At 60.3% G+C, this 22,021-nt stretch carries 17 protein-coding genes; all 17 read right to left on the bottom strand.

All coding sequences use genetic code 11. From position 1 onward, the window contains the following. Positions 1 to 59 precede the first annotated feature (59 nt). The 17 genes from FTE24_RS11030 to lon all read right to left on the bottom strand — a co-directional run bounded on the left by FTE24_RS11030 (position 60) and on the right by lon (position 21,990). Entirely contained in the window at positions 60 to 1,091 is a 1,032-nt protein-coding gene (locus tag FTE24_RS11030; RefSeq protein ID WP_141446479.1) for a rod shape-determining protein, read from the bottom strand. A 95-nt stretch (positions 1,092 to 1,186) separates the two neighbouring features. Further along, positions 1,187 to 1,879, bottom strand: a complete 693-nt coding sequence (gene radC / locus FTE24_RS11025) for a RadC family protein (RefSeq protein ID WP_150233492.1) — start codon at positions 1,877 to 1,879, stop codon at positions 1,187 to 1,189. A 106-nt stretch (positions 1,880 to 1,985) separates the two neighbouring features. Continuing rightward, positions 1,986 to 2,603 carry a Maf family protein gene (locus tag FTE24_RS11020; protein WP_237401722.1) on the bottom strand — a complete coding sequence of 206 codons (618 nt, stop codon included), beginning with the start codon at positions 2,601 to 2,603 and terminating at the stop codon, positions 1,986 to 1,988. A 350-nt stretch (positions 2,604 to 2,953) separates the two neighbouring features. After that, positions 2,954 to 4,333, bottom strand: a complete 1,380-nt coding sequence (gene murC, locus FTE24_RS11015; RefSeq protein WP_150233488.1) for a UDP-N-acetylmuramate--L-alanine ligase — start codon at positions 4,331 to 4,333, stop codon at positions 2,954 to 2,956. A gap of 8 nt (positions 4,334 to 4,341) precedes the next feature. Next, the gene (locus tag FTE24_RS11010; RefSeq protein ID WP_150233486.1) at positions 4,342 to 5,715 is read right to left on the bottom strand and encodes a bifunctional folylpolyglutamate synthase/dihydrofolate synthase; all 1,374 of its coding nucleotides are present in this window, start codon (positions 5,713 to 5,715) and stop codon (positions 4,342 to 4,344) included. Between the two features lie 12 nt (positions 5,716 to 5,727). Further along, the gene (locus FTE24_RS11005) at positions 5,728 to 8,400 is read right to left on the bottom strand and encodes a valine--tRNA ligase (protein WP_150233484.1); all 2,673 of its coding nucleotides are present in this window, start codon (positions 8,398 to 8,400) and stop codon (positions 5,728 to 5,730) included. A gap of 501 nt (positions 8,401 to 8,901) precedes the next feature. After that, entirely contained in the window at positions 8,902 to 9,912 is a 1,011-nt protein-coding gene (locus FTE24_RS11000; protein ID WP_150233482.1) for an RluA family pseudouridine synthase, read from the bottom strand. Further along, on the bottom strand, positions 9,912 to 11,213 hold the full coding sequence (hemL, locus tag FTE24_RS10995) for a glutamate-1-semialdehyde 2,1-aminomutase (protein ID WP_150233480.1): 1,302 nt from the start codon (positions 11,211 to 11,213) through the stop codon (positions 9,912 to 9,914). The genes FTE24_RS11000 and hemL overlap by 1 nt, the downstream gene beginning before the upstream one ends. Positions 11,214 to 11,262: 49 nt before the next feature. Next, complete coding sequence (hemB, locus tag FTE24_RS10990) at positions 11,263 to 12,270, bottom strand: porphobilinogen synthase (protein WP_141446487.1); 1,008 nt, start codon at positions 12,268 to 12,270, stop codon at positions 11,263 to 11,265. A gap of 298 nt (positions 12,271 to 12,568) precedes the next feature. Continuing rightward, a complete protein-coding gene (gene cobA, locus FTE24_RS10985; RefSeq protein WP_150233478.1) occupies positions 12,569 to 14,131 on the bottom strand; it encodes a uroporphyrinogen-III C-methyltransferase in 1,563 nt (520 codons plus the stop codon). 4 nt (positions 14,132 to 14,135) lie between these two features. Further along, positions 14,136 to 15,068 (bottom strand): hydroxymethylbilane synthase, encoded by a 933-nt coding sequence (hemC, locus tag FTE24_RS10980; protein WP_150233476.1) that lies wholly within the window; start codon positions 15,066 to 15,068, stop codon positions 14,136 to 14,138. A 2-nt stretch (positions 15,069 to 15,070) separates the two neighbouring features. Beyond that, the gene (locus FTE24_RS10975) at positions 15,071 to 15,721 is read right to left on the bottom strand and encodes a precorrin-2 dehydrogenase/sirohydrochlorin ferrochelatase family protein (protein ID WP_150233475.1); all 651 of its coding nucleotides are present in this window, start codon (positions 15,719 to 15,721) and stop codon (positions 15,071 to 15,073) included. 4 nt (positions 15,722 to 15,725) lie between these two features. After that, the gene (gene ccsA, locus FTE24_RS10970; RefSeq protein ID WP_150233473.1) at positions 15,726 to 16,553 is read right to left on the bottom strand and encodes a cytochrome c biogenesis protein CcsA; all 828 of its coding nucleotides are present in this window, start codon (positions 16,551 to 16,553) and stop codon (positions 15,726 to 15,728) included. A gap of 12 nt (positions 16,554 to 16,565) precedes the next feature. Continuing rightward, positions 16,566 to 17,921 (bottom strand): glutamyl-tRNA reductase, encoded by a 1,356-nt coding sequence (gene hemA / locus FTE24_RS10965; protein WP_150233471.1) that lies wholly within the window; start codon positions 17,919 to 17,921, stop codon positions 16,566 to 16,568. A 144-nt stretch (positions 17,922 to 18,065) separates the two neighbouring features. Continuing rightward, positions 18,066 to 18,653, bottom strand: coding sequence for a non-ribosomal peptide synthetase module (locus tag FTE24_RS10960; RefSeq protein ID WP_150233469.1), 588 nt, complete (start codon positions 18,651 to 18,653; stop codon positions 18,066 to 18,068). A 168-nt stretch (positions 18,654 to 18,821) separates the two neighbouring features. Next, positions 18,822 to 19,541: a ribosome biogenesis GTP-binding protein YihA/YsxC gene (gene yihA / locus FTE24_RS10955; RefSeq protein ID WP_237401721.1), complete on the bottom strand. Its 720-nt coding sequence runs from the start codon at positions 19,539 to 19,541 to the stop codon at positions 18,822 to 18,824. Positions 19,542 to 19,626: 85 nt separating this feature from the next. Further along, positions 19,627 to 21,990, bottom strand: a complete 2,364-nt coding sequence (lon, locus tag FTE24_RS10950; protein WP_150233467.1) for an endopeptidase La — start codon at positions 21,988 to 21,990, stop codon at positions 19,627 to 19,629. Positions 21,991 to 22,021 lie beyond the last annotated feature (31 nt).

Genomic DNA, 22,021 nt, shown 5'->3' with positions numbered 1-22,021 from the left:
AAACAGTTCGAACACCCTCTAACATCGCTGAATTGTCCGTAAGCATGTGCCGCCTCGAATCAGCCGCGCTTGGAGCGCGAGTTGCTCGTTCCGCGGGATTTGAACAGGTGAATATTGTCGAGCGCGCGGCCTGTGCCGATCGCGACGCAGTCCAGCGGATTCTCGGCCACGATGACCGGCATTCCGGTCTCGCCGGCCAGCAGTTTGTCCAGGTTGCGCAGCAGGGCGCCGCCGCCTGTCAGGACGATGCCACGGTCCATAATGTCGGCCGCAAGTTCCGGCGGACATTTCTCCAGCGTTACTTTGACCGCTTCGACGATCGCGCTCACCGTATCGGCCAAAGCCTCGGTGATTTCCTGCGAAGTGATCGAAATGGTCTTCGGCAGGCCGCTGACGAGGTCGCGTCCGCGAATTTCGATCGTTTCCGGCGTCTCCAGCTGGATCGCCGAACCGATTTCCATTTTGAGCATTTCCGACGTGCGTTCGCCGATCATCAGGTTGTACTGACGCTTGACGTACTGGATGATGGACTCGTCCATCTCGTCGCCGGCTACGCGTACCGAACGCGCCGTTACGATGCCGCCGAGCGAAATGACGGCCACTTCCGTCGTGCCGCCGCCGATATCGACGACCATGCTGCCCGTCGGTTCCCACACCGGCAGATCGGCGCCGATCGCCGCCGCGAACGGCTCTTCGATCGTGAACGCTTCGCGCGCTCCGGCCTGCTTCGTCGCGTCTTCGACCGCGCGCTGTTCAACGGCTGTAATGCCGGACGGCACGCAGACCATCACGTTCGGATGGCGCTGGAAGAACGAACGCTTTTTCTGCGCCTGATTGATGAAGTATTTGATCATCGTGGCGGTCGTGTCGAAATCGGCGATAACGCCGTCTTTCATCGGACGGATCGCGCGGATGTTGCCCGGCGTGCGGCCGATCATTTTCTTCGCGTCTTCGCCTACCGCTTCGATCGTTTTCGTGTCCGTGCGGATCGCGACTACGGAAGGTTCTCTCACGACAATGCCTTTTCCTCGTACATATACCAGCGTGTTGGCGGTGCCCAAATCGATTCCCAGATCTTTATTGCCCATCATTCTTTTAAACTCCCTTTCTCGTTCGGATTGTTTGTAGGTTCAATTCCGCGTGCATAAATAAAATCCGTCTGCATAAGACGGAATGTTCACATCGTTCACATCAAGCCCTGCTCTTTCAAACTCACGTACGTGCCGTCGCCGACCACGATATGGTCCAGCACGTCGATGCCGACGATCCGGCCCGCTTCGACAAGTCTTTTGGTCAGCGAAATGTCTTCCGGACTCGGGGCCGGATCGCCGCTCGGATGGTTGTGCGCGCATACGATCGAAGCGCTGCTGCACTTGATCGCCGCCCGGAACACTTCGCGGGGATGCACGATCGAGGCGTTCAGGCTTCCGACCGACAGCGTCTCCTGGCCGATGACGTGATTTTTCGTATTCAAAAACAAACACACGAAATGCTCTTTGCGCAGATCCTGCAATTCTTCGGCAACGGCTTCGTACGCGTCTCTCGGACTGCGCACGATGACACGTTCGCCGAAAGTTCGGCGCGACAGGCGTAGGCCGAGCTCGATCCCGGCTTTGAGCTGGACCGCTTTGGCCGGGCCGATGCCTTTGATCTGCATCAATTCCGTCAGGCTCAAATCCGCCAGTCCCTTGAGACTGCCGGCTTCGTTCAGGACACGCTGGGCCAGATGCACCGCCGATTCACCCTGCATGCCGGTCTGAATCAAAATGGCGAGCAGTTCGGTGTGGCTCAGCGCTCCCGCGCCGTATTGAAGCATGCGCTCCCGGGGTCTGTCTTCGCCCGGAACGCCGCGCAGCGGACGGCTTGTATGCGACTCCATGACCTGCCTCATTTCTCGGGTCTCCGAAAACGGGTCCTCATGCGTTTCTCAAGCGGAAATCCAGCTTATGTACGCCTACCTCGGGGCAGCCGAAAATACGGAACCTCTATGGATTGGACGGCATCAGGCCGATTCCGAAGCCTTCGAGCATTTCGCCCAGCAGAGCCAGCGGAAGACCGACTACCGTAAAATAATCGCCTTCGATCGAATCGACGAGCAGCGCTCCGAGACCTTGTATCGCATAAGCGCCCGCCTTGTCCATCGGCTCTCCGCTTTTCACGTAATCTTCAATTCGCCGCCGGCTTAAAGCTTTCATGCGCACGCGCGTGGAGCCGTGCCGAACGTCTTCGCGTCCGCTTGCTTCGTCGATGCAGGCTACGCCCGTATACACGAGATGTTCGCGGCCCTGCAGCATGTCCAGCATGCGAACCGCGTCCTGCGCGTCATCGGGCTTGCCGAGCACCGCGCCTTCGAGCACGACGATCGTGTCGCTGCCGACGATCACGCCCGCGCCGGAGCGGCGCGCAAGCACCGATCGGGCTTTGCGAAGCGCCAGCTCCTCGACGATGCGCGCCGGTTCCCAGTCCGCCGGCACGTCTTCGCCGGACAGGCTGGGCTCGACGACGAAGTTCGCGCCGAGCGAAGCCAGCAGTTCGCGCCTGCGCGGAGAAGCGGAAGCAAGTATGATCTGACGGGCGTGCGTTGATTTCGATTGATTGTCCAAAATGAAGAAACTCCTTTGAGCCGGTCGCGCCGCGTTCGCTTCGCGTTCAACCGGTACTTCGGGACGGCTTGGGCGTCCGCGCGACGAACCGTCTGGCGGTCCGCTCCATAACCGGAATACAGCTGCGCCAAGCCTTCGGCAAAGCCGAAGCGCAGCTCCGTGGGTCTGTTCGGCGCCCATAAGGGTTCAGAACAAACATTATTATACGTGCTATCGGGCGGCAATACAAACTTAATCGCCCGAGCGCCCCGCCGAGTGGCGAAAGAGCCGTTCCGCGGCCGCTTCGCGCGGCTTGGGGAACGGCTCTCGTCATTCATGGCGCACTCGCGGCCTTTCGGGCAGGCCCGAAATTACGCGTGCTTGGCTTTCCAGTCCTCGGCAAACGCATGCGACACTTTCCAGATGTCGCCAGCGCCCATCGTGATGACGAGATCGCCATCCTGGATACGGCCGGTCAGATCTTCGAGCACTTCTTCCTTCGTCGCCAGATAACGGGCATCGGCGTTGCTGTTCTGCCGGATCAATTCGGTCAGCGCGGCCGAGTTCACGCCTTCGATCGGCTGCTCGCCGGGCGGGGAGTAGATATCGACGATAATCGCTTCGTCGGCATCTCCGAAAGCGCGGCTGAACGCGTCGAGCAGGAAAAACGTACGCGTGTAGCGCTGCGGCTGGAACACGGCCACGATCCGTTTGCCTGTCGATTTCGCGGCGCGCAGCGTCGCTTCGATCTCTGTCGGATGGTGGGCGTAATCGTCTACCACCAGCACGCCGGCCGTATCGACCAGCACCTGGAAGCGCCGCTTCGCGCCGTTGAACTTCGACAGCCCTTCGGCCGCCTGCTCGAACGGAATGCCCGACTTGATGCAGGCGATCAGCGCAGCCGTCGCGTTATAGACGTTATACTTGCCGGGCACAAACAGGTTGACCCGTCCAAGCTCCCGTCCTTCCGTGCTCACGGTGAACGAAGAACGGCGGTCGCCCAGCTCGATGTCCGAAATCCGGTAATCGGCTTCTTCGCCCATGCCGTACGTCACGAGTTTGCAGGTCAGCTTGGGCATCATCTCGCGCAGGTTCTCGTCGTCGGCGCAGACGATCGCGCAACCTTCACTTCGCGTCTGGTTAAGAAACTGCACGTAGGCTTCCTTGATCTTCTCGAAGCTGCCTTCGTAATTTTCCAGATGGTCGGCTTCGATATTGGTCACGATGCTGATGTACGGATGATACTGCAGGAACGTGCCGTCGCTTTCGTCGGCTTCCGCCACGACGTATTCGCTTTTGCCGGCTTTGGCGTTCGTGCCGAAGCCCACGATCTCGCCGCCGATAATATAGGTCGGATCGGTTCCGCATTCTTCCATCGCGAGCGCGGTCATCGACGAAGTGGTCGTCTTGCCGTGGGCTCCCGCTACCGCGATGCCTTTGCGCTCGTTGAGCAGGCGCGCCAGCATCTGCGAACGGTGCAGCGTCGGAATGCCGAGGCGCTGCGCTTCCACGCGCTCCACGTTGTCTTCCGGCAGCGCGGTCGAATAGACGACCGTGTCGGCGCCCTGCACGTGCCCGGCTTCATGGCCGTAATGGATAACGGCGCCTCCTTCGACCAGCTTGCGGGTGAGGTTCTGTTCGGCCACGTCGGACCCCGTAATTTTGTATCCCATCTCAAGCAGTACCCGGGCGATCGCACTCATGCCGTAACCGCCGATGCCGATGAAATGGATGTGTTCTGTCTTTTTCATATTGCGTTTCACCAACCTTTCTCAGAATCGGCCTGGTGCAGCAGCTGCGCACGCACGTCGGAAATCAAATACAGCGTCCCGGAGACGACCCCAAGGTCGTCCGGTCCGATCGAAGCTTCGAATTGGGCCAACGCTCGGGTCCAATCGGGCTGCACGACGATGCGAAGGTCCGGCTTGGCGTAAGCCGCGCGCAGTCCCTCCGCAATGTCGGCCAGTGCCGAAGCTTCCATTTTCTTGCGAAAATCCGGTTCCGTCAAGATCAGTTCGTCGACCAGGGGCAGAATGGATTTGAAATAATCTTCGTGGCTTTTGGTAGACAGCATGCCCATCATGAGCACCAGCCGGCCGTAGGTCCAGCCGCTTTGCAGGCTTTGGGCCAGCGCCGCCGCCCCTTCGGGATTGTGCGCGCCGTCCATCAAAATCCGGGGAGACTGACGCACCAGTTCCATGCGCCCGGCCCAGAACGTATCCCGGAAGCCGGCGGCCGTGAGTTCGTCGTCAAGCTGGAACGCCATATATTGGCGCAGCACTTCGAGCGCCATGAAAGCGCCCGCCGCGTTCTCCAGCTGGTAGTCTCCCCGAAGGGAAAGAGACAGGTCGAATTCGCGGAACGGCCCTTTGAAATGCAGGCTCTGCGACTCGCTGCCGGCCTGCGTTTTCTCGTAGGAAAACTGCTCGCCCGCGACGTAACAGCCGCTTTTGCACCGCAGTGCCGCCCGCTTGATAACGTCGAGCGCTTCCGGTTGGCTGACGCTCGTGACGACGGGCACGCCCGGCTTGATGATGCCCGCTTTTTCCGCCGCAATCTTCTCCAGCGTGTCGCCGAGAATGTCCATATGATCGTGGCCGACGTTCGTAATGACCGACAGCACCGGATTGACGATATTCGTCACGTCCATGCGGCCGCCGAGTCCCGTTTCCCAGATGACGATATCCGGGAAACACACTTCCGCGTAATACAAAATCGCAAGCGCCGTCGACACTTCGAACATGGTCGGCGAACCGAGTTCGGTCTCCGCCAGACGCTCCACGACGGGACGCAGCCGGTTCGACAGTTCAAGCAGCACGTCGTCCGGAATATCTTCCCCGTTATATTGGAAACGGTTCGTGAACTTCGTAATATAAGGCGACGTAAACGTACCGACGTCATAGCCGTTGGCGATCAGCGCCCGGGTCAGAAAAGCGCAGGTCGAGCCTTTTCCGTTCGTGCCGGCGACGTGAACGAACTTCAGGCGCCGGTGCGGATGCCCGAAATGTTCCATCAGCGCTTCGATCCGCTCAAGACCCGGACGGATACCGAACGGAATCAGCCCGTTGATCCAGTCTACCGCTTCCGCGTAGGAAGTCAGGGACGCCGAAGCGCCCCGGTCGTTGTTGTCCATGGCTGACCCACCTTACCCTTTCAATTCGGCGATGCGGGCCAGCACTTTGTCGCGCTTGTCGGAATAATCGGCCTGCTTGGCGCGTTCTTCTTCGATGACCTGCGCGGGAGCTTTCGACGTGAAGCCCGGATTGGAGAGCTTTTTGTCGACGCGCTCCACTTCGGACGTCAGCGTCTTCACTTCTTTTTCCAGCCGGACGATCTCCTGGGCAATATCGATCAGGCCCGCAAGCGGCAGGTACAGTTCGGCGCCCGTAATGACCGACGTCATCGCTTTGTCCGGCGCCTGCAGGTCGAGACCGCTGGCATATTCGGACGTGTTGCAGAAACGGCGGATATAGCCTTCGTTGGCGCTCAGGATATCCAGCATCTCCGGCGAAGTGGCTTTGATGTTCAGCTCGATCTTTTTGCTCATCGGCACGTTCACTTCGGCGCGGATATTGCGGACCGACCGGATGATCTCCATCAGCAGTTCCATTTCGCGCGCGGACGCCGGGTTCTCGAACGATTCGTCGTAGTCCGGCCATTGGGCCAGCGTAATCGTCTCGCCTTCGTGCGGCAGATGCTGCCAGATTTCTTCGGAGATGAACGGCATGAACGGATGGATCATGCGCATCGTGCGGTCGAGTACGTACGCGAGCACGGACTGCGTTTTCTTCTTCGCCGCCTCGTCTTCGCCGTACAGCGACAGCTTGGCGAACTCGATGTACCAGTCGCACAGATCGTCCCAGATAAAGTTATACAGCAGGCGTCCGGTTTCCCCGAATTCGTACGAATCGATCAGACGCGTGATGTCGCGGGACGTCTCGTTCATGCGGTGCAAAATCCAGCGGTCGGCCGTCGTCAGGTCGCCGGTAATGTCGATCTGGTCGTAGGTGAAGCCTTCGAGATTCATCAGCGCGAAACGCGAAGCGTTCCAGATCTTGTTCGCGAAATTGCGGATCTGCTCGACGCGTTCCCAGCGGAAGCGCAGGTCCTGTCCCGGCGTGATGCCGGTAGACAGCATGAAACGCATGGCGTCCGCGCCGTACTTCTCGATCACTTCGAGCGGATCGACGCCGTTGCCGAGCGATTTGGACATTTTGCGTCCTTCGCTGTCGCGCACGAGGCCGTGGATCAGCGTATCTTTGAACGGCATTTTGCCGGTAAATTCATAACCCTGGAAAATCATGCGCGATACCCAGAACGGAATGATGTCGTAGCCGGTAACGAGCACGTCCACCGGATAGTAGCGCTTGAAGTCCGCGCTGTCTTCGTCCGGCCAACCCATCGTCGAGAACGGCCAAAGCGCCGAGCTGAACCATGTGTCGAGTACGTCGTTGTCCTGCACGAGGTCGTCGCGGCCGAGTTTCTCGCGCGCTTCCGCTTCGCTTTTGGCTACGACCATCTCGCCCGTCTCCTGACAATACCAGGCCGGGATGCGGTGTCCCCACCACAGCTGGCGGGAAATGCACCAATCGCGTACGTTTTCCATCCAGTGCAGGTACGTCCGCTCGAAACGGTCCGGCACGAACTTGACGCCTTCGCCGGATTTTTGCGCGTTTACGACCGGTTCCGCGAGCGGCTGCATTTTGACGAACCACTGCGTGGACAAATAAGGCTCGACGACGGCGTCGGTACGCTCGCTGTGTCCTACCTGATGCAGATGGTCTTCGATCTTGATCAGGACGCCCTGTTCCTGAAGATCGGCCACGATTTTCTTGCGGCAGTCCGAGCGGTCCAGTCCTTCGTACGGACCTGCTTCGCTGTTCATGATGCCGCCTTCGTCCATGACGATAATCTGCGGCAGATCGTGGCGCTGGCCCACCTCAAAGTCGTTCGGATCGTGCGCCGGCGTAATCTTCACGGCGCCGCTGCCGAAGTCTTTCTCGACGTATTCGTCGGCGATGACCGGAATCTCGCGGCCGAGAATCGGCAGAAGCAGCGTCTTGCCGATCATGCCCTGGTACCGCTCGTCTTCCGGGTGAACGGCGACGGCCGTATCGCCCAGCATCGTCTCCGGACGGGTCGTGGCGACCGTGATCGACCCGCTTCCGTCCTTGAGCGGATACTCCAGATGATACAGATGGCCCTGCGTTTCCTTGTATTCGACTTCGATGTCCGACAGCGCGGTGCGTGCGGCCGGGTCCCAGTTGATAATACGTTTGCCGCGGTAGATCAAGCCTTTGTCATACAGCTTGACGAACACTTCCTTGACCGCTTCGGACAATCCTTCGTCGAGCGTGAAGCGTTCGCGCGAATAGTCGAGCGACAAGCCGATCTTCGCCCATTGGGCTTTGATGTTGGCGGCGTACGTCTCTTTCCATTCCCAGGTCTGCTCCAGAAATTTCTCGCGGCCCAGATCGTGGCGGGTAACGCCCTGCTCGCGCAGTTTCTGTTCGACTTTGGCCTGCGTGGCGATCCCGGCATGGTCGGAACCCGGCAGCCAGAGCGCGTCGTATCCCTGCATGCGCTTTGCGCGCACGAGAATATCCTGCAGCGTAAAGTCCAGCGCGTGGCCGATATGCAGCACGCCCGTGACGTTCGGCGGCGGAATAACGATCGTGTAAGGCTTCGCTTCCGGCACCCGGCCGGCTTTGAAGAAATCGTTCTCCATCCAATAGGTATACCATTTTTGCTCCGCGGACTTCGGATCGTAAGTCGTCGGCAGCGACGTTTGGTGCTCGTTATTTTGAAGTTCAGACATCGGACAGCCCCCCGTTATTCATAATTGACATGCTTTTGGGTTGAAAAAGGCAATAAAAAAAGCCCTTCGTCGCAAAGGACGAAAGGACTTGCTTTCGCGGTACCACCTTTGTTCCGCAGCCAACCGTTTTCCGTAGGAAAATCGGTTACCTTATAAAAGGCACCTATTCGTTTTCCGTAGGAAAATCGGTTACCTTATAAGAGATTTCAGCTGCGACACTCATACGGATAACGGCCGTAAACCGGTCTTCCCTAGCTTCATCCGGCTGTTCGAAACGAACAGCCGCAAGGTTCAGGAAAACGACTCCGGGGCGACTTCGGCCAGCCAACGTCCTACGGAATCTTCCAGCCTGTGGATTCCGCTCTCTGCAGGGTCTGCTGCCTACTCTTCCCTTTCCGCGTCTTTGGTCAGGTTAATGAGGTTAATGACAAACTCATGAATATCCTTTATCATACCGCGCGCGCCCGCGCTCGTCAATGATTCGGCGCGAACTATGCCACGTCATGTCAGGCGGTGAAGCAGCGCTTCCAGATCCGCCGGAAGCGGATCGGACACTTCGATGAGTTCGCCGCTGAACGGATGCTTGAAACTGAGGCTCTCGCCGTGCAGTGCCTGGCGGTCCAGCAGCTCGTCGGACCCGCCGTACAGCACGTCGCCGATCAGCGGATAGCCGGCGTGCGCCATATGGACACGGATCTGATGCGTCCGCCCCGTCTCCAGCACGAGCCGGACCAGGCTGGCGCGGCCGCCGGCCAACGTCCGGACGAGCCGGACGCGCGTGACTGCTTCCTGTCCGCCCGGCGAGACCCGGCGTCGGCTGTTATGATGCCGGTCGCGGCCGATCGGCGCGTTGATGACGCGCAGGGAATTCGGGAATTTGCCTTCGACGATCGCGAGATAGACGCGGGAGATGCTTTTCTCGCGCATCTGCTCGTCCAGCGCCAGCCGCGCGAGCTCGCCTTTGGCGTACAGCACCGGCCCGGACGTGTGTTCGTCCAGCCGGTGCACGTGATGCACGGCGCACGCTTCGCCGTGCATTTGCAGATGCGCGGCGACGACGTTCGCAAGCGTCAGGCGCTTCGCGCCTCCGTCGGGATGAACCGGCATCCCGGCAGGCTTGCGGACGACGAGGCAGAAGTCGTCCTCGTGCAGCGCTTCGAGCCCGTCTTCCGTCCAGACGGGTTCGAAGCCAAGGTCTTCGTCCGGGCGCAGCCGCAGCTTCACGCGGCTGCCCCGGACCTGGATCTCGCCCGCATGCCGCAGGCGGCGGGCCAGTTTCTCCGGCACGCCGAGCGCAGCGGCGGCCGCGTTCTCCGGCCCGATGCCTCCGGCTTGGGCCGGCACTTCGGCGGAGGCGGCAGAATTCGCCTCCGCAAGCGGCGCCGCTGCCTGCGCGGCGTCTTCCGCTTGGGCCGCCGCCGGAGCTGCGGCTTCGGCGCCGCCCGCCGGGGAGCCGGCCGCAGGCAGCGCGGTCTCGATCCATTCGCCCCGGCGCGTCCACGAACGCGCCATTATAGCGACCTCAACGCGCTGCGATGCGCTTCGATCGTTTGATCGATATCGGCGTCGGTATGCACGCCGGAGATGAACATGCCTTCGAACTGCGACGGCGCCACGCTGACGCCGCGGTCGAGCATCGCTCCGAAGTAACGGCGGAACCGTTCCAGATCGCTCGACTTGGCCGTGTCGTAATCGACGACCGGCCCTTCGTTGAAGAACGGGCAGACCATCGAGCCGACGCGGTTGATCGTCACCGGGATACCGGCTTCGCGGGCATTCTGCTCGAAGCCCGCCTGGAGCCGCGCGCCGGCCGCTTCCAGCCGGTCGTACACGGCCGGGGTCAGCAGCTTGAGCGTCGTGTAGCCCGCGGCCATCGCCAGCGGGTTGCCGCTCAGCGTGCCGGCCTGGTAGATCGGGCCGCTCGGCGCGATCTGTTCCATGATCTCCCGCTTGCCGCCGTAAGCGCCGACCGGCAGGCCGCCGCCGATGACCTTGCCGAAGCAGGTCAGATCGGGCGTGACGCCGAAGCGTCCCTGCGCGGAATTCAAGCCGACGCGGAAGCCGGTCATGACTTCGTCGAAGATCAGCAGGCTGCCGTGGCGCTCCGTCACTTCGCGCAGTCCTTCAAGGAAGCCGGCCTTGGGAGGCACGACGCCCATATTGCCGGCGACCGGCTCGACGATGACGCAGGCGATCTGCTCGCCGAACTTGTCGAACGCGACGCGAAGCGAATCCAGATCGTTGTACGGAACCGTGATCGTGTTCGACGCGACCGATTCCGGCACGCCGGGGCTGTCCGGCAGGCCGAGCGTCGCGACGCCCGAACCGGCTTTGATCAGCAGGCTGTCGCCGTGGCCGTGGTACGAACCTTCGAATTTCAAAATTTTGTCGCGTTTGGTCACGCCCCGGGCCAGCCGGATCGCGCTCATCGTCGCTTCCGTGCCGGAGTTGACCATCCGGACGATATCGACCGACGGCACCCGCTCGGCGACGAGCTTCGCCATCTGTGTCTCCAGCAGCGTCGGCGCGCCGAAGCTGGTGCCTTTGGCCGCCGTTTCCTGCAGGGCGCGCACGACGTCGGGATGCGCGTGGCCCATAATGAGCGGGCCCCACGATCCGACATAGTCGATAAACGTATTGCCGTCGATGTCGTAGACACGGGGACCTTCGCCGCGCTCGATGTAGACCGGGGTCAGACCTACCGATTTGAACGCCCGGACAGGACTGTTGACGCCGCCGGGAATATATTTTTTGGCTTCCGCGAACGCTTCGCCCGAACGGACGTCGACGCGTTTGGATACGGACTCGCTCATAAAATCACTCCTTCGAAAATGGATGGGGCCGAAATGGGATTCGATCGATTCAGCTTCGTTCTTCGCGCAGCCAGCGGGCCGCGTCTTTGGAATGGTACGTGATGATGATATCGGCACCGGCCCGCTTCAGACCGGTCAGCAGTTCCAGCACGATCGCTTTTTCGTTGATCCAGCCGTTGGCCGCGCCCGCTTTGACCATCGAATATTCGCCGCTGACATTGTACGCCACGAGCGGCAGGTCGAATTCGTTTTTGATCGTACGGATGATGTCCATATACGCAAGCGCCGGCTTGACCATCAGCATGTCGGCGCCTTCGAGCACGTCGCTCTCCGCTTCGCGAATCGCTTCCAGCGCGTTCGCCGGGTCCATCTGGTACGTCTTGCGGTCGCCGAACTGCGGCGCCGACTGGGCCGCTTCGCGGAACGGGCCGTAGAATGCCGACGCGTATTTGACAGAATACGCCATGATCGGAATCTGGTCGTATCCGGCTGCGTCGAGCCCTTCGCGGATCGCCTGGACGTAGCCGTCCATCATGTTCGACGGCGCGATGATATCGGCGCCCGCTTCCGCCTGGGCGACAGCCGTCCGCACGAGCAGTTCCAGCGATTCGTCGTTCAGCACATCGCCGTGGACATGCCCGTCGCGTTCGAACGTATGCACCATGCCGCAGTGGCCGTGGTCGGTAAATTCGCACAGGCAGGTGTCGGCCACGACGAGCAGGTCGGGGTACCAGCTTTTGATCCGGCGCGTCGCCTGCTGAATGATGCCGTCCTGCGCGTAGGCTTCCGTGCCGAGGCTGTCTTTGCTCTCGGGAATGCCGAACAGGATGACCGCTTTGATGCCGAGTTCCACGATCTCGTCCACTTCGCCGCGCAGCGTATCGAGCGAGAAATGGTACACGCCCGGCATGGAACCGATCTCGTTCTTGACGCCTTCGCCGTAAGTGACAAAGATCGGCATAATAAAATCGTCCGCGCTGATCGCCGTTTCGCGCACCATGCTGCGCAGGGCGGCCGTGCGGCGGAGACGACGATGTCTGACTGTAGGGAATGCCATAATAAAAGACTCCTTTTGTAATGGGAATAAGGTTGTAACGGGAATAAGATTGTAACGGAAAGCAAATGCCAATCATGAAAAGGATATAAAAATGCTGACCCGGCCGGCTTCGGAATGTTGCGATCGACGCCGGCCCTGCTTTCTATTAACCGTTCTCCGGGCCTCTATCCCGGACAACGTCATAACGCGAAGCGGGCGCGGTCCGGCAGGCAAGCCGGACCGCGCTCGAACAGCCGGATATCCGCGAGGACTCCGGCCGTTCGATCAATGACCGAGTTCGATAGACTATTGTTCGGCTTCAGAATCCGCCGCGGCCTTTTTCCGTTGCCGCTTTCCAGTCGCACAGCACGTTGATCAAGCCTTCGATCGTCGCTTCCTTGGCCAGCAGATGTACATTCAGACCGGCTTCTTCGGCCGTTTTGGCCGTCTGCGGACCGATGCAGGCAATCGTCGATCGGTTGAGCAGGGCCGCCGGATCGGAGGCGCCCATCCGCTTGAGTACCGCAATCAGATTGCGGACGGTCGACGAACTGGTGAACGTTACGGCGTGCACTTTGCCTTCTTCGAGCAGCTCCAGCAGCTCTTCGTCGTCTTCGCCGGTCATGACCGTCTCGTACGTGTCGAGTCCGGTGACGTCAAGGCCGCGCTCGATCAGCGTATCGGACAACCAGGTCCGCGCCAGATCGCCCCGCGGCAGCAGAACGCGCTGGCCCGGCAGCATCTGGTCGCCGTAGGCGGCCAGCATGCCTTCCGCGTCGAACGTCTGCGGCGGCGCTTCGCTGCGAATACCGCGCGCGCGCAGCGCTTCGATCGTCGCCGGCCCGACAGCCGCGATCCGCGCCTTGTGCATGGAGCGGATATCCAGCCCTTCGCGGTCCAAATGGTCGAAGAAATAATCGACGCCGTTGACGCTCGTGAAGAAGACCCAATCGTAGCTGCCGATTTCGGCGAGGGCGGTCCGGATCGCGCCGAGCTTCGCTTCGCCTTCCGGCATCACCGTCTCGATGACCGGGAATTCGTACGGCTCGCCGCCAAGCTCTTCGATCCGGTCGACCAGCTCGCTCGCCTGGCTGCGCGAGCGGGTGACGAGAATCCGGCGTCCGAACAGCGGCATCTGCTCCGCCCAGCGCAGGCGGTCCCGCTGGCCGACGACGTCGCCGACCACGATGACGGCCGGAGGCTTGAAATCGTGCTCCGCCACTTTCCCGGCAATATCGGCCAGCGTGCCGACGAGCGTCTCCTGCTCGGCCCGCGTACCCCAGCGCACGAGCGCGACCGGCGTCGTCGCCGGGCGGCCGTGCTTGAGCAGCTGCGCCGTGATATGGCCGATCTGGGCCACGCCCATCATGAACACGAGCGTGCCCGTCGCGTTCGTCACTTTGTCCCATTTGATCATCTTGTCGAGTTTCTCGGGATTTTCGTGGCCGGTAATGACCGAGAACGACGAAGCGAGGTTGCGGTGCGTCACCGGGATGCCCGCGTAGGCCGGCACGGCGATCGAAGACGTAATGCCCGGCACGATCTCGTAGACGATGCCGTGCTTGCGCAGCTCTTCGGCTTCTTCGCCGACGCGCCCGAACACGGTCGGATCGCCGCCTTTGAGCCGGACGACGACCAGACCTTCGAGCGCCAATTCGACGAGCAGCTTGTTGATGTCTTCCTGCTGCATCGTATGGCGTTCGGTCCGTTTGCCGACGTAGATCTTGCGCGCACCCGGCTTCATCTGCCGCAGCAATCTCGGGCTGGCCAGCCGGTCGTACACGACGGCGTCGGCTTTTTTGATACATTCCAGTCCTTTGATCGTAATCAGCTTGGCATCGCCGGGTCCGGCTCCGACCAGATACACTTTTCCGTTACCCATGCGTTCAGCCCCTCGCCTGTTCAAGAATCTCGTCCGCGCCTTGTTCCGCCAGCATCCGGGCCACTTCGCGTCCCAACGCTTCCGGGTCGGTGCCGCTTGCGGATTCCTTGAGCAGCAGGCTGCCGTCCGGACGGCCGACCATCCCCGTCAGATGAACCGATTCCCCGTCTTCGCCCAGCACGGCGTAAGCGCCGATCGGAACCTGACAGCCGCCGTTGAGCGACAGCAGCAGCGAACGTTCCGCGGCTACCGTGCGCGCCGTCTTCCCGTCCTGGTAACGGCCGAGCAGTTCCAGCAGTTCGGCGTCGTTCTCCCGGCATTCGATGCCGAGCGCGCCTTGTCCCACCGCCGGCAGGCAGATCTCGACCGGGATATAGGAAGTGATCCGGTCTTCCCAGCCCATCCGCTTGAGGCCCGCCGCCGCCAGTAGAATCGCGTCGAAGCCTTCCGTCTCCAGCTTGCGCAGACGCGAATCGATATTGCCGCGAATCCATTCCAGCTTCAGGTCCGGCCGGTACGCCAAGAGCTGGCTGGAACGGCGCAGGCTGCTCGTGCCGACTTTCGCTCCGTGGGGCAGGCCGTCCAGATCGACGCCTTCCCGGGAGATCAGGCAGTCGCGCGCATCCTGGCGCAGCGGCACGGCTCCGTTGACCAAGCCTTCCGGCAGCAGCGCCGGCATGTCTTTCATGCTGTGTACGGCCATATCGATCTCGCCGCTCAGCAGCGCTTGTTCGATCTCTTTGACGAACAGTCCTTTGCCGCCGACCTTCGACAAGGTGACATCGAGAATCTGGTCGCCTTTGGTCACGATCTTTTTCACTTCAAAAGCGACGTTCAGGTCCAGATCGCCGGCCAGCTGTTCCAACGCCGCGATGACCTGATTCGTCTGCGTCAAAGCCAGTGCACTCTGTCTCGTTCCTACCACGATTGTACGCATTCCTATTTTTCCTCCCGCTCCTTCGCGATCCATGCGTCGGCCTCGGCCTCGCTCCACGGTACGAATGTCTGTTTTCTAATCTGGTCCAGTATAGCCCTTTCCGACAGCTTTCGCATCAGCCGGTGCCGGATTTCGGGTTCTTCCACCTTCTGCCTGACCTGTCTGCGCATGAAAAAAAGGAACTCGACAAACGTTTCGTATTCGTCGCCGAAACGTTCGTCAAGCTCCCGAATCAGCGCGGACGCCGCGGACGGGCCGGCCCCGGACGTCGAAGCCGCCACGACAAGCCTGCCCCGCCGCAGAACGGCCGGATGAATGAAATTGCCCGCTTCCGCGCGGCTGGACACGTTCACGAGCGCCCCCGCGCCGCGTGCCGCTTCGGCCAGCCGTTCGTTCAGCGCTTCGTCCCCGCTTGCCGCATACACCAGCCGGTAGCCCGCCGCGTCCTTCTCGGACGCTTCGCGGCCGATCCAGCGCAGCTTGCCCGCCGCTTCAAGCTCCAGGATGTCCGCGCCCGCTTCCGGGCTGATGACGGTAAGGATAGCGCCTCCGGCGGCCAGCTGGCGGGCTTTGCGGCCCGCGATTTTGCCGCCGCCGATCAGCAGCACGTCCATGCCGCGGACATCGAGCATGATCGGCATATAGTCCGTCATCCGCTCAACCCCCGTTCCATTTGTGATACTCGGAAAAAGCGTTGCTCAGCAGATTGACGATCACGAGCGCATAACCGACAAGCGTCCATTTCGCGATCGAAAACCCGGAATATTTGTGCGTGCGCTTGAGCACGAAATACAGGCCGTAGACCGCAAGCGCGGCGAACGTCGTGATGCCTTTGACGTCGAGCAGCATCTCCCAGCGCTTCTGGGCCACGATCAGCAGAAACGCGACCAGCAGCGACACGATCAACAGCGGCGTGCCGGTCAAGACCGACAGATGCGCCCAGCGCTCCGCCTGTTCCAGGCTCGGCAGGCGCCGGATCGTATCGTTCCACTTTTTCTTTTTGAGCATCGCGTACAGAAACAGGTACAGGATGCCGAACACGGCGGCGATCGTCAGCGCCACGAGGCTGAGATTCGCCAGCACGACGTGCAGGATCAGCAGCAGCTGCTGCGTATAGCCGATATGCTCCGCATGTTCGCCGACCGGGAACCAGAACTCGTTCAGCACGCTTGCCGTGAATCCGACGATGCCGAGCATCAGCACGACGAACTCGGCTTTTTGCGTCAGCGCAAGCCCGAAGCCCGCCGCGGTCAGCATGAATACGAACAGGAACAGAAAATCATAGACGGAAAACAGCGGTACCCGGCCTTCCAGCGCGATGCGCACGAGGATGACCGAAAATTGCAGCAGGGCCGTGACGCCAAGAAGCCCCGCGCCGATCCGCCGGGATCTCACGCTGCGGCTTACGCAATCGGAGAAATAGAACAGAAGGCTCAGGGCATAAATGTAAATCATCAGCTCGATCAGACTCGTCAGCAGCAGCATTCCGCTCACCGCCTACAAGACGGCCGGACGCAAGGTAAACGCCGGGCTGTCCACGGTCGATTTTACCGCTTGTTTTTCCACGGCCGGTTCGGCTTCTTCAAGTCTCGATTCCAGGGCGAAGATTTTCGTGAACATGTCGACGGCTTCGGCTCCGCCTTTGTCCGCCGCCATTTCTTTGACCCGGTTGATCGGATCGTGCATCATCTGGTTGGCGACGCTTTTCATCAATCGGCCGATGACTTTGCGCTGGCGCTCGTCCAGTTCCGGCAGTTTGTTGAACAGGCTCTCCAGCGTCTCCTGGTGAATATCGGTCGCTTTGTCCTGCAGGGCGCGAATGACCGGGCGAACGCCCAGCGTCTTCAGCCAGCCGTAGAAATTGTCGGATTCCTGCACGATCATGCGCTGGATCTTGACCGCTTCGGCGCGGCGGAGTTCCATATTGCTCTCCACGATGCCTTCCAGATCGTCGATGTCGTACAAAAAGACGCCCGGCAGCTCGGCGATCGCCGGATCGATATTGCGCGGCACGGCGATATCGATCATGAACAGCGGACGCGAACGGCGCGCCGCCGACAGCTGCTTGACCTGTTCGCGCGTCAGCACGTAATCCGACGATCCGGTCGAGCTGATCACGATATCGACTTCCCCGAGCATGCGGATACCTTCGTCCAGCGTGCACGGCACGCCGTTGAACTTGCCGGCCAGCTCGCGTGCTTTCTCCAGCGTCCGGTTGGCCACGATAACCTGGGCCGCTCCGCTGGCGTACAGATGCTTCACCGTAAGCTCGCTCATCTTGCCGGCTCCGAGAATCAGCACCGTTTTGTCGGTGAACATGCCGAAGATGCGCTTGCCCAGCTCAATTGCCGCATAGCTGACCGAGACCGCGTTTTCGCCGATCGACGTCTCGGAATGGGCCCGCTTGCCCAGCGTCACCGCCTGCTTGAACAGCATGTTGAACCACGTTCCGGTCGCTTTCTCCGTCTGTGCTGTCAGGAATGCCTGCTTGACCTGACCGAGAATCTGCGTCTCGCCGAGTACCATCGAATCGAGCCCGCAGACGACGTTCATCAAGTGTTCGACCGCCCGTTCGTCTTCGTACGTATACAAGTGCTGGGTGAACTCGGCTTTGGGAATGCCGAACCACTGCTCCATGAAATTGTGGATATGAAAAGCGCACATGTGCAGCCGGTCTACCACGACGTACAACTCGGTCCGGTTGCAAGTGCCTACGATTACGCCTTCGAGGATGCTTTTAGTGTCTTTCAGTCGATCGAGCGCCTCCGGAAGGTCTTGTTCGGCAATCGTAAACCGTTCTCTGATGTCGACTGGAGCCGTGCGGTAATTCAATCCGACTACCATAATGTGCATAACAAGTTCACCGCCTGATCTAAGATTGCTGCCACGCCAATACGTATCACTAAACTATATAAAGTATATCACAACGTTTTTGTTTATTCGGACAAAATAAATGAAATGTTTATGAATGTTTCGCAAAATCGCAAATCCCCGCCTTCAGGCTTCCAGTCGAAACAATCGCTCCGCCTCCGCCCTCAGCAGCCGGTCGACCCGCCCGATCTCCGCGGCGTCGGCACAACTTCGCCTGCGATCGAGCAGCCGGTCGACGCGCAGGCGGATCTCTTCGATCTCTTTCTCAATATCGGTCGAGAGGAAGCGGTATTCAAGCTCCGGCAGCTGATCGCGATGCTCGAACACGAGGCGGCTCGCCCCTTTCGTCAGCTCGATGATGCGCCGCACCGATCCTTCCGTATAGAAATCGAGCATGACGAAGCCCGGGTAGATACGCCGAACGAGGCCGTCTCCCTTGAACGCGACGAACAGCCGGCGAACGAGATGCGTCAGCCGGGGATTGACGAGCCGAAAAGACAGCTCGCACACGAACAGATGCCGCCTCCGGTCGAACGGTAGGCTGACTTCTTCCCCGTTCTCGTCTTCCAGCACGATCTCGCGGCTCCCGCCGTCGAGCACCCGCACGCGGTGACGGATGAGCGGGTCTTTGATATGTTCGATAAACTTCGACATCTGGTTTTCCGGCAGCAGTAAACGGGCTTTGACGAATTCCGTGGCTAAGCGCTGCGCCATGGGGGATCTCCTCGATTCCTTTGTGGATGGGATACATTCTTATTATACCCGTTTCATGCCAAAAAACGGCTCCGCTGCCGGAGCCGTCCAGTCCTCGAATACGTGCGTTTCAAGGGGATAAAATCGTTTTTGAAAGCGTTAACTTCCCGTATGCTCGTTATTGCTTCTTTATTCGTACTTTTCTTCGTCCGGATCGGTCATGCCGTTCGCAGCGGGCGTGCCGTCTTCCGTTTCTCCATGGGCAGCGAATTCGGCTTCGGCCAGCGCTTCGGCTTCCGCGGCGCGCTGATCCAGCGTTTTCAGCTCGCCCAGATACCCTTCGACGATCGTCCACAGCTCTTCTTTGCCCATGTCGGTGTCCGAAGAGAACAGGACGAACGGGTCGCCGGGACGCATGCCGAGATCCTGCTTGATGACCTTCGCGTGCTTGGGCCAGCGGGTCTTCGGCACTTTATCCGCTTTGGTCATGACGACGCAGATCGGACGGTTGTAATGCGTCAGCCATTCGTACATCATGATGTCTTCCTTGCTCGGCGGATGGCGCAGATCGACGACCATAATGACGAGCTTTAGCGTCTCGCGGCCCAGCATGTACCGCTCGATCATCTGTCCCCATACTTCGCGCTGCTGCTTCGACACTTTCGCGAAGCCGTAGCCCGGAAAGTCGACGAAAAAGAACGACTGGTTGATCAGATAATAGTTCATATGCTGCGTCTTGCCGGGTACGGAACTTGTCCGGGCCAGATTTTTGCGGCGCAGCAGACGGTTGATCAGCGACGACTTGCCGACGTTGGAGCGTCCGGCAAGCGCGATCTCGGGCAGGCCGTCCTCCGGGTACTGGTCGGGTCCGACCGCACTGATTTTGAATTCGGAACTTGTTACATTCATTGTTAAAAAATCCTCTCCGGAACCGGCTCGGCCGCCCGACATCCGGGCGGCCGTCCTTGTTCTCCGTTACTTCTCGTACGGCTTGCTAATGCGCCTGGGACGGCTCGGAAGGCGGCTCGACGACTTTGGCGAGCAGTGCGTGCTCCAGCACCTGATCCATATGCGATACCGGCACGAACTGGATCGCTTCCTTCACGCTGTCCGGGATGTCCCGCAGGTCGCGTTCGTTGTCTCCCGGCAGCAGCACCTTTTTGTAGCCGGCCCGGTGCGCCGCAAGCGACTTCTCTTTGAGGCCGCCGATCGGCAGCACGCGGCCGCGCAGCGTCACTTCGCCGGTCATCGCCACGTCTTTGGACACGGCGCGGCCGGTCAGCGCCGAGATCAGCGCCGTCGCGAGCGTGATGCCCGCCGATGGGCCGTCTTTGGGAACGGCGCCTTCGGGAATATGGATATGCACGTCGTTCTTCTCGTGGAACTGGCTGTCGATGCCGAGCTGCGCCGCGCGCGAACGCGTATAGCTGAACGCCGCCTGCGCCGACTCCTTCATGACGTCGCCGAGCTTGCCGGTCAGCGTCAGCTTGCCGCTGCCGGGCAGCACGCTCACTTCGATTGTCAACGTCTCGCCGCCGACTTCGGTCCAGGCCAGGCCTGTCGCGCTGCCGACCTGGTCTTCCGCTTCGGCCAGACCGTAGCGGAATCTCGGGCTGCCCAAATAGTCCTTGAGCGAATCGCGCGTGACTTCGATCTTGTCGCCATGGCCGGAGACGAGATGCTTGGCCGCTTTGCGGCAGATAGCCGCAATCTGCTGTTCCAGGTTGCGGACGCCGGATTCGCGCGTATATTCGCGAATGATCTGCAGCAGCCCTTCCTGCGGAAGGTCCAGCTGCTCTTCGCTTAGCCCGTGCTCGCGCTTTTGCTTCGGCAGCAAATAGCGCTTGGCGATTTCCAGCTTCTCCAATTCCGTGTAACCGGGAATATTGAGAATCTCCATCCGGTCGAGCAGCGGGCGCGGAATGCCCTGCAGCATGTTGGCCGTCGTCACGAACATGACTTTGGACAAATCGTAAGGGATCTCGACGAAGTGGTCGCTGAACGTGTTGTTCTGCTCGGGATCGAGCACTTCAAGCAGCGCCGCGGACGGATCGCCGCGGAAATCCGACGCCATCTTGTCGATCTCGTCCAGCAGGAACACCGGGTTCGAGCTGCCCGCCGTGCGCATGCCCTGCAGAATACGGCCGGGCATCGCGCCTACATACGTGCGCCGGTGGCCGCGGATCTCGGCTTCGTCGCGAACCCCGCCCAGCGACACGCGCACGAATTCGCGGCCGAGGGAACGGGCGATCGAACGGGCAAGCGACGTTTTGCCGACGCCCGGAGGGCCGACAAGACACAGGATAGGCCCTTTCAGCTTCTTGACCAACTGCTGCACGGCCAGGTATTCCAGCACGCGCTCTTTGGGCTTCTCCAGCCCGTAATGGTCTTCGTTCAGAATGTCTTCGGCGCGGACGATATCAAGCACGTCGTCCGTGTGCTTGTCCCATGGAAGCGCCAGCAGCCAGTCGACGTAGCCGCGGATGATGCCGCCTTCCGCCGCGCTCGTCGGCATGCGTTCCAGCCGGTCGATTTCCTTTTTGATGCGCTCATGCACTTTTTCCGGGAACTCCCCGTTTTCGAGCTGTTCGCGCAGTTCCTCGACTTCGCCGGCCCGGCCTTCTTTTTCGCCGAGCTCTTTTTGAATCGCCTTCATTTGTTCGCGCAGGTAATACTCCTTCTGCGTTTTTTCCATCTGCTTTTTGACGCGCTGGCCGATCTTCCGTTCGAGTTCCAGCACTTCGCGCTCGTTGTTGAGCAGGTCGAGCAGCTTCTCCAGACGCGGGCGGAACTCTACCGTCTCCAGAATCGCCTGCTTGTCCTTGATCTTGAGCGGCAGATGGCTCGTAATGACGTCGGCGAGACGTCCCGGCTCGTCGATGTCCGATACGGCCGCAAGCGTCTCCGGCGTGATCTTCTTCGACAGGTTGATATACTGTTCGAATTGGCTCAGCACCGTGCGCATCAGCGCGTCCACTTCGGGATCTTCCGATTCCGGCTCTTTCAATTCCCGGGCATAGACCTCGTAGAACTCCGAATTGTCTTCGATATAGTCCAGCACTTCGGCCCGCTCCAGCCCTTCGACGAGCACGCGGATCGTGCCGTTCGGCAGTTTGAGCATCTGTCTGACTTTTGCAACCGTTCCGATTCGGAATATGTCATCCTGCGTCGGTTCCTCGATATTCACCTCGGACTGCGAGCAGAGAAGGATCAAATGATCGTCAACCATCGCCTTTTCCAGTGCCTTGACCGAGCGTTCCCGTCCGACATCCAAATGAAGCACCATGCTCGGATAGACAAGAAGCCCCCGCAAAGGCAGCAACGGAAAACGGCGGTTTTTCTGTTTGTTCAATCCCATCGTTTTCACACCCCCAAAAGGCTTATCGCGC

The organism is Saccharibacillus sp. WB 17 (genome assembly GCF_008634075.2).
Taxonomy (GTDB): Bacteria; Bacillota; Bacilli; order Paenibacillales; family Paenibacillaceae; genus Saccharibacillus; species Saccharibacillus brassicae.
The sequence above is the reverse complement of the archived record's forward strand: the minus strand, read 5'-3'. Positions and strand labels throughout refer to the sequence as shown.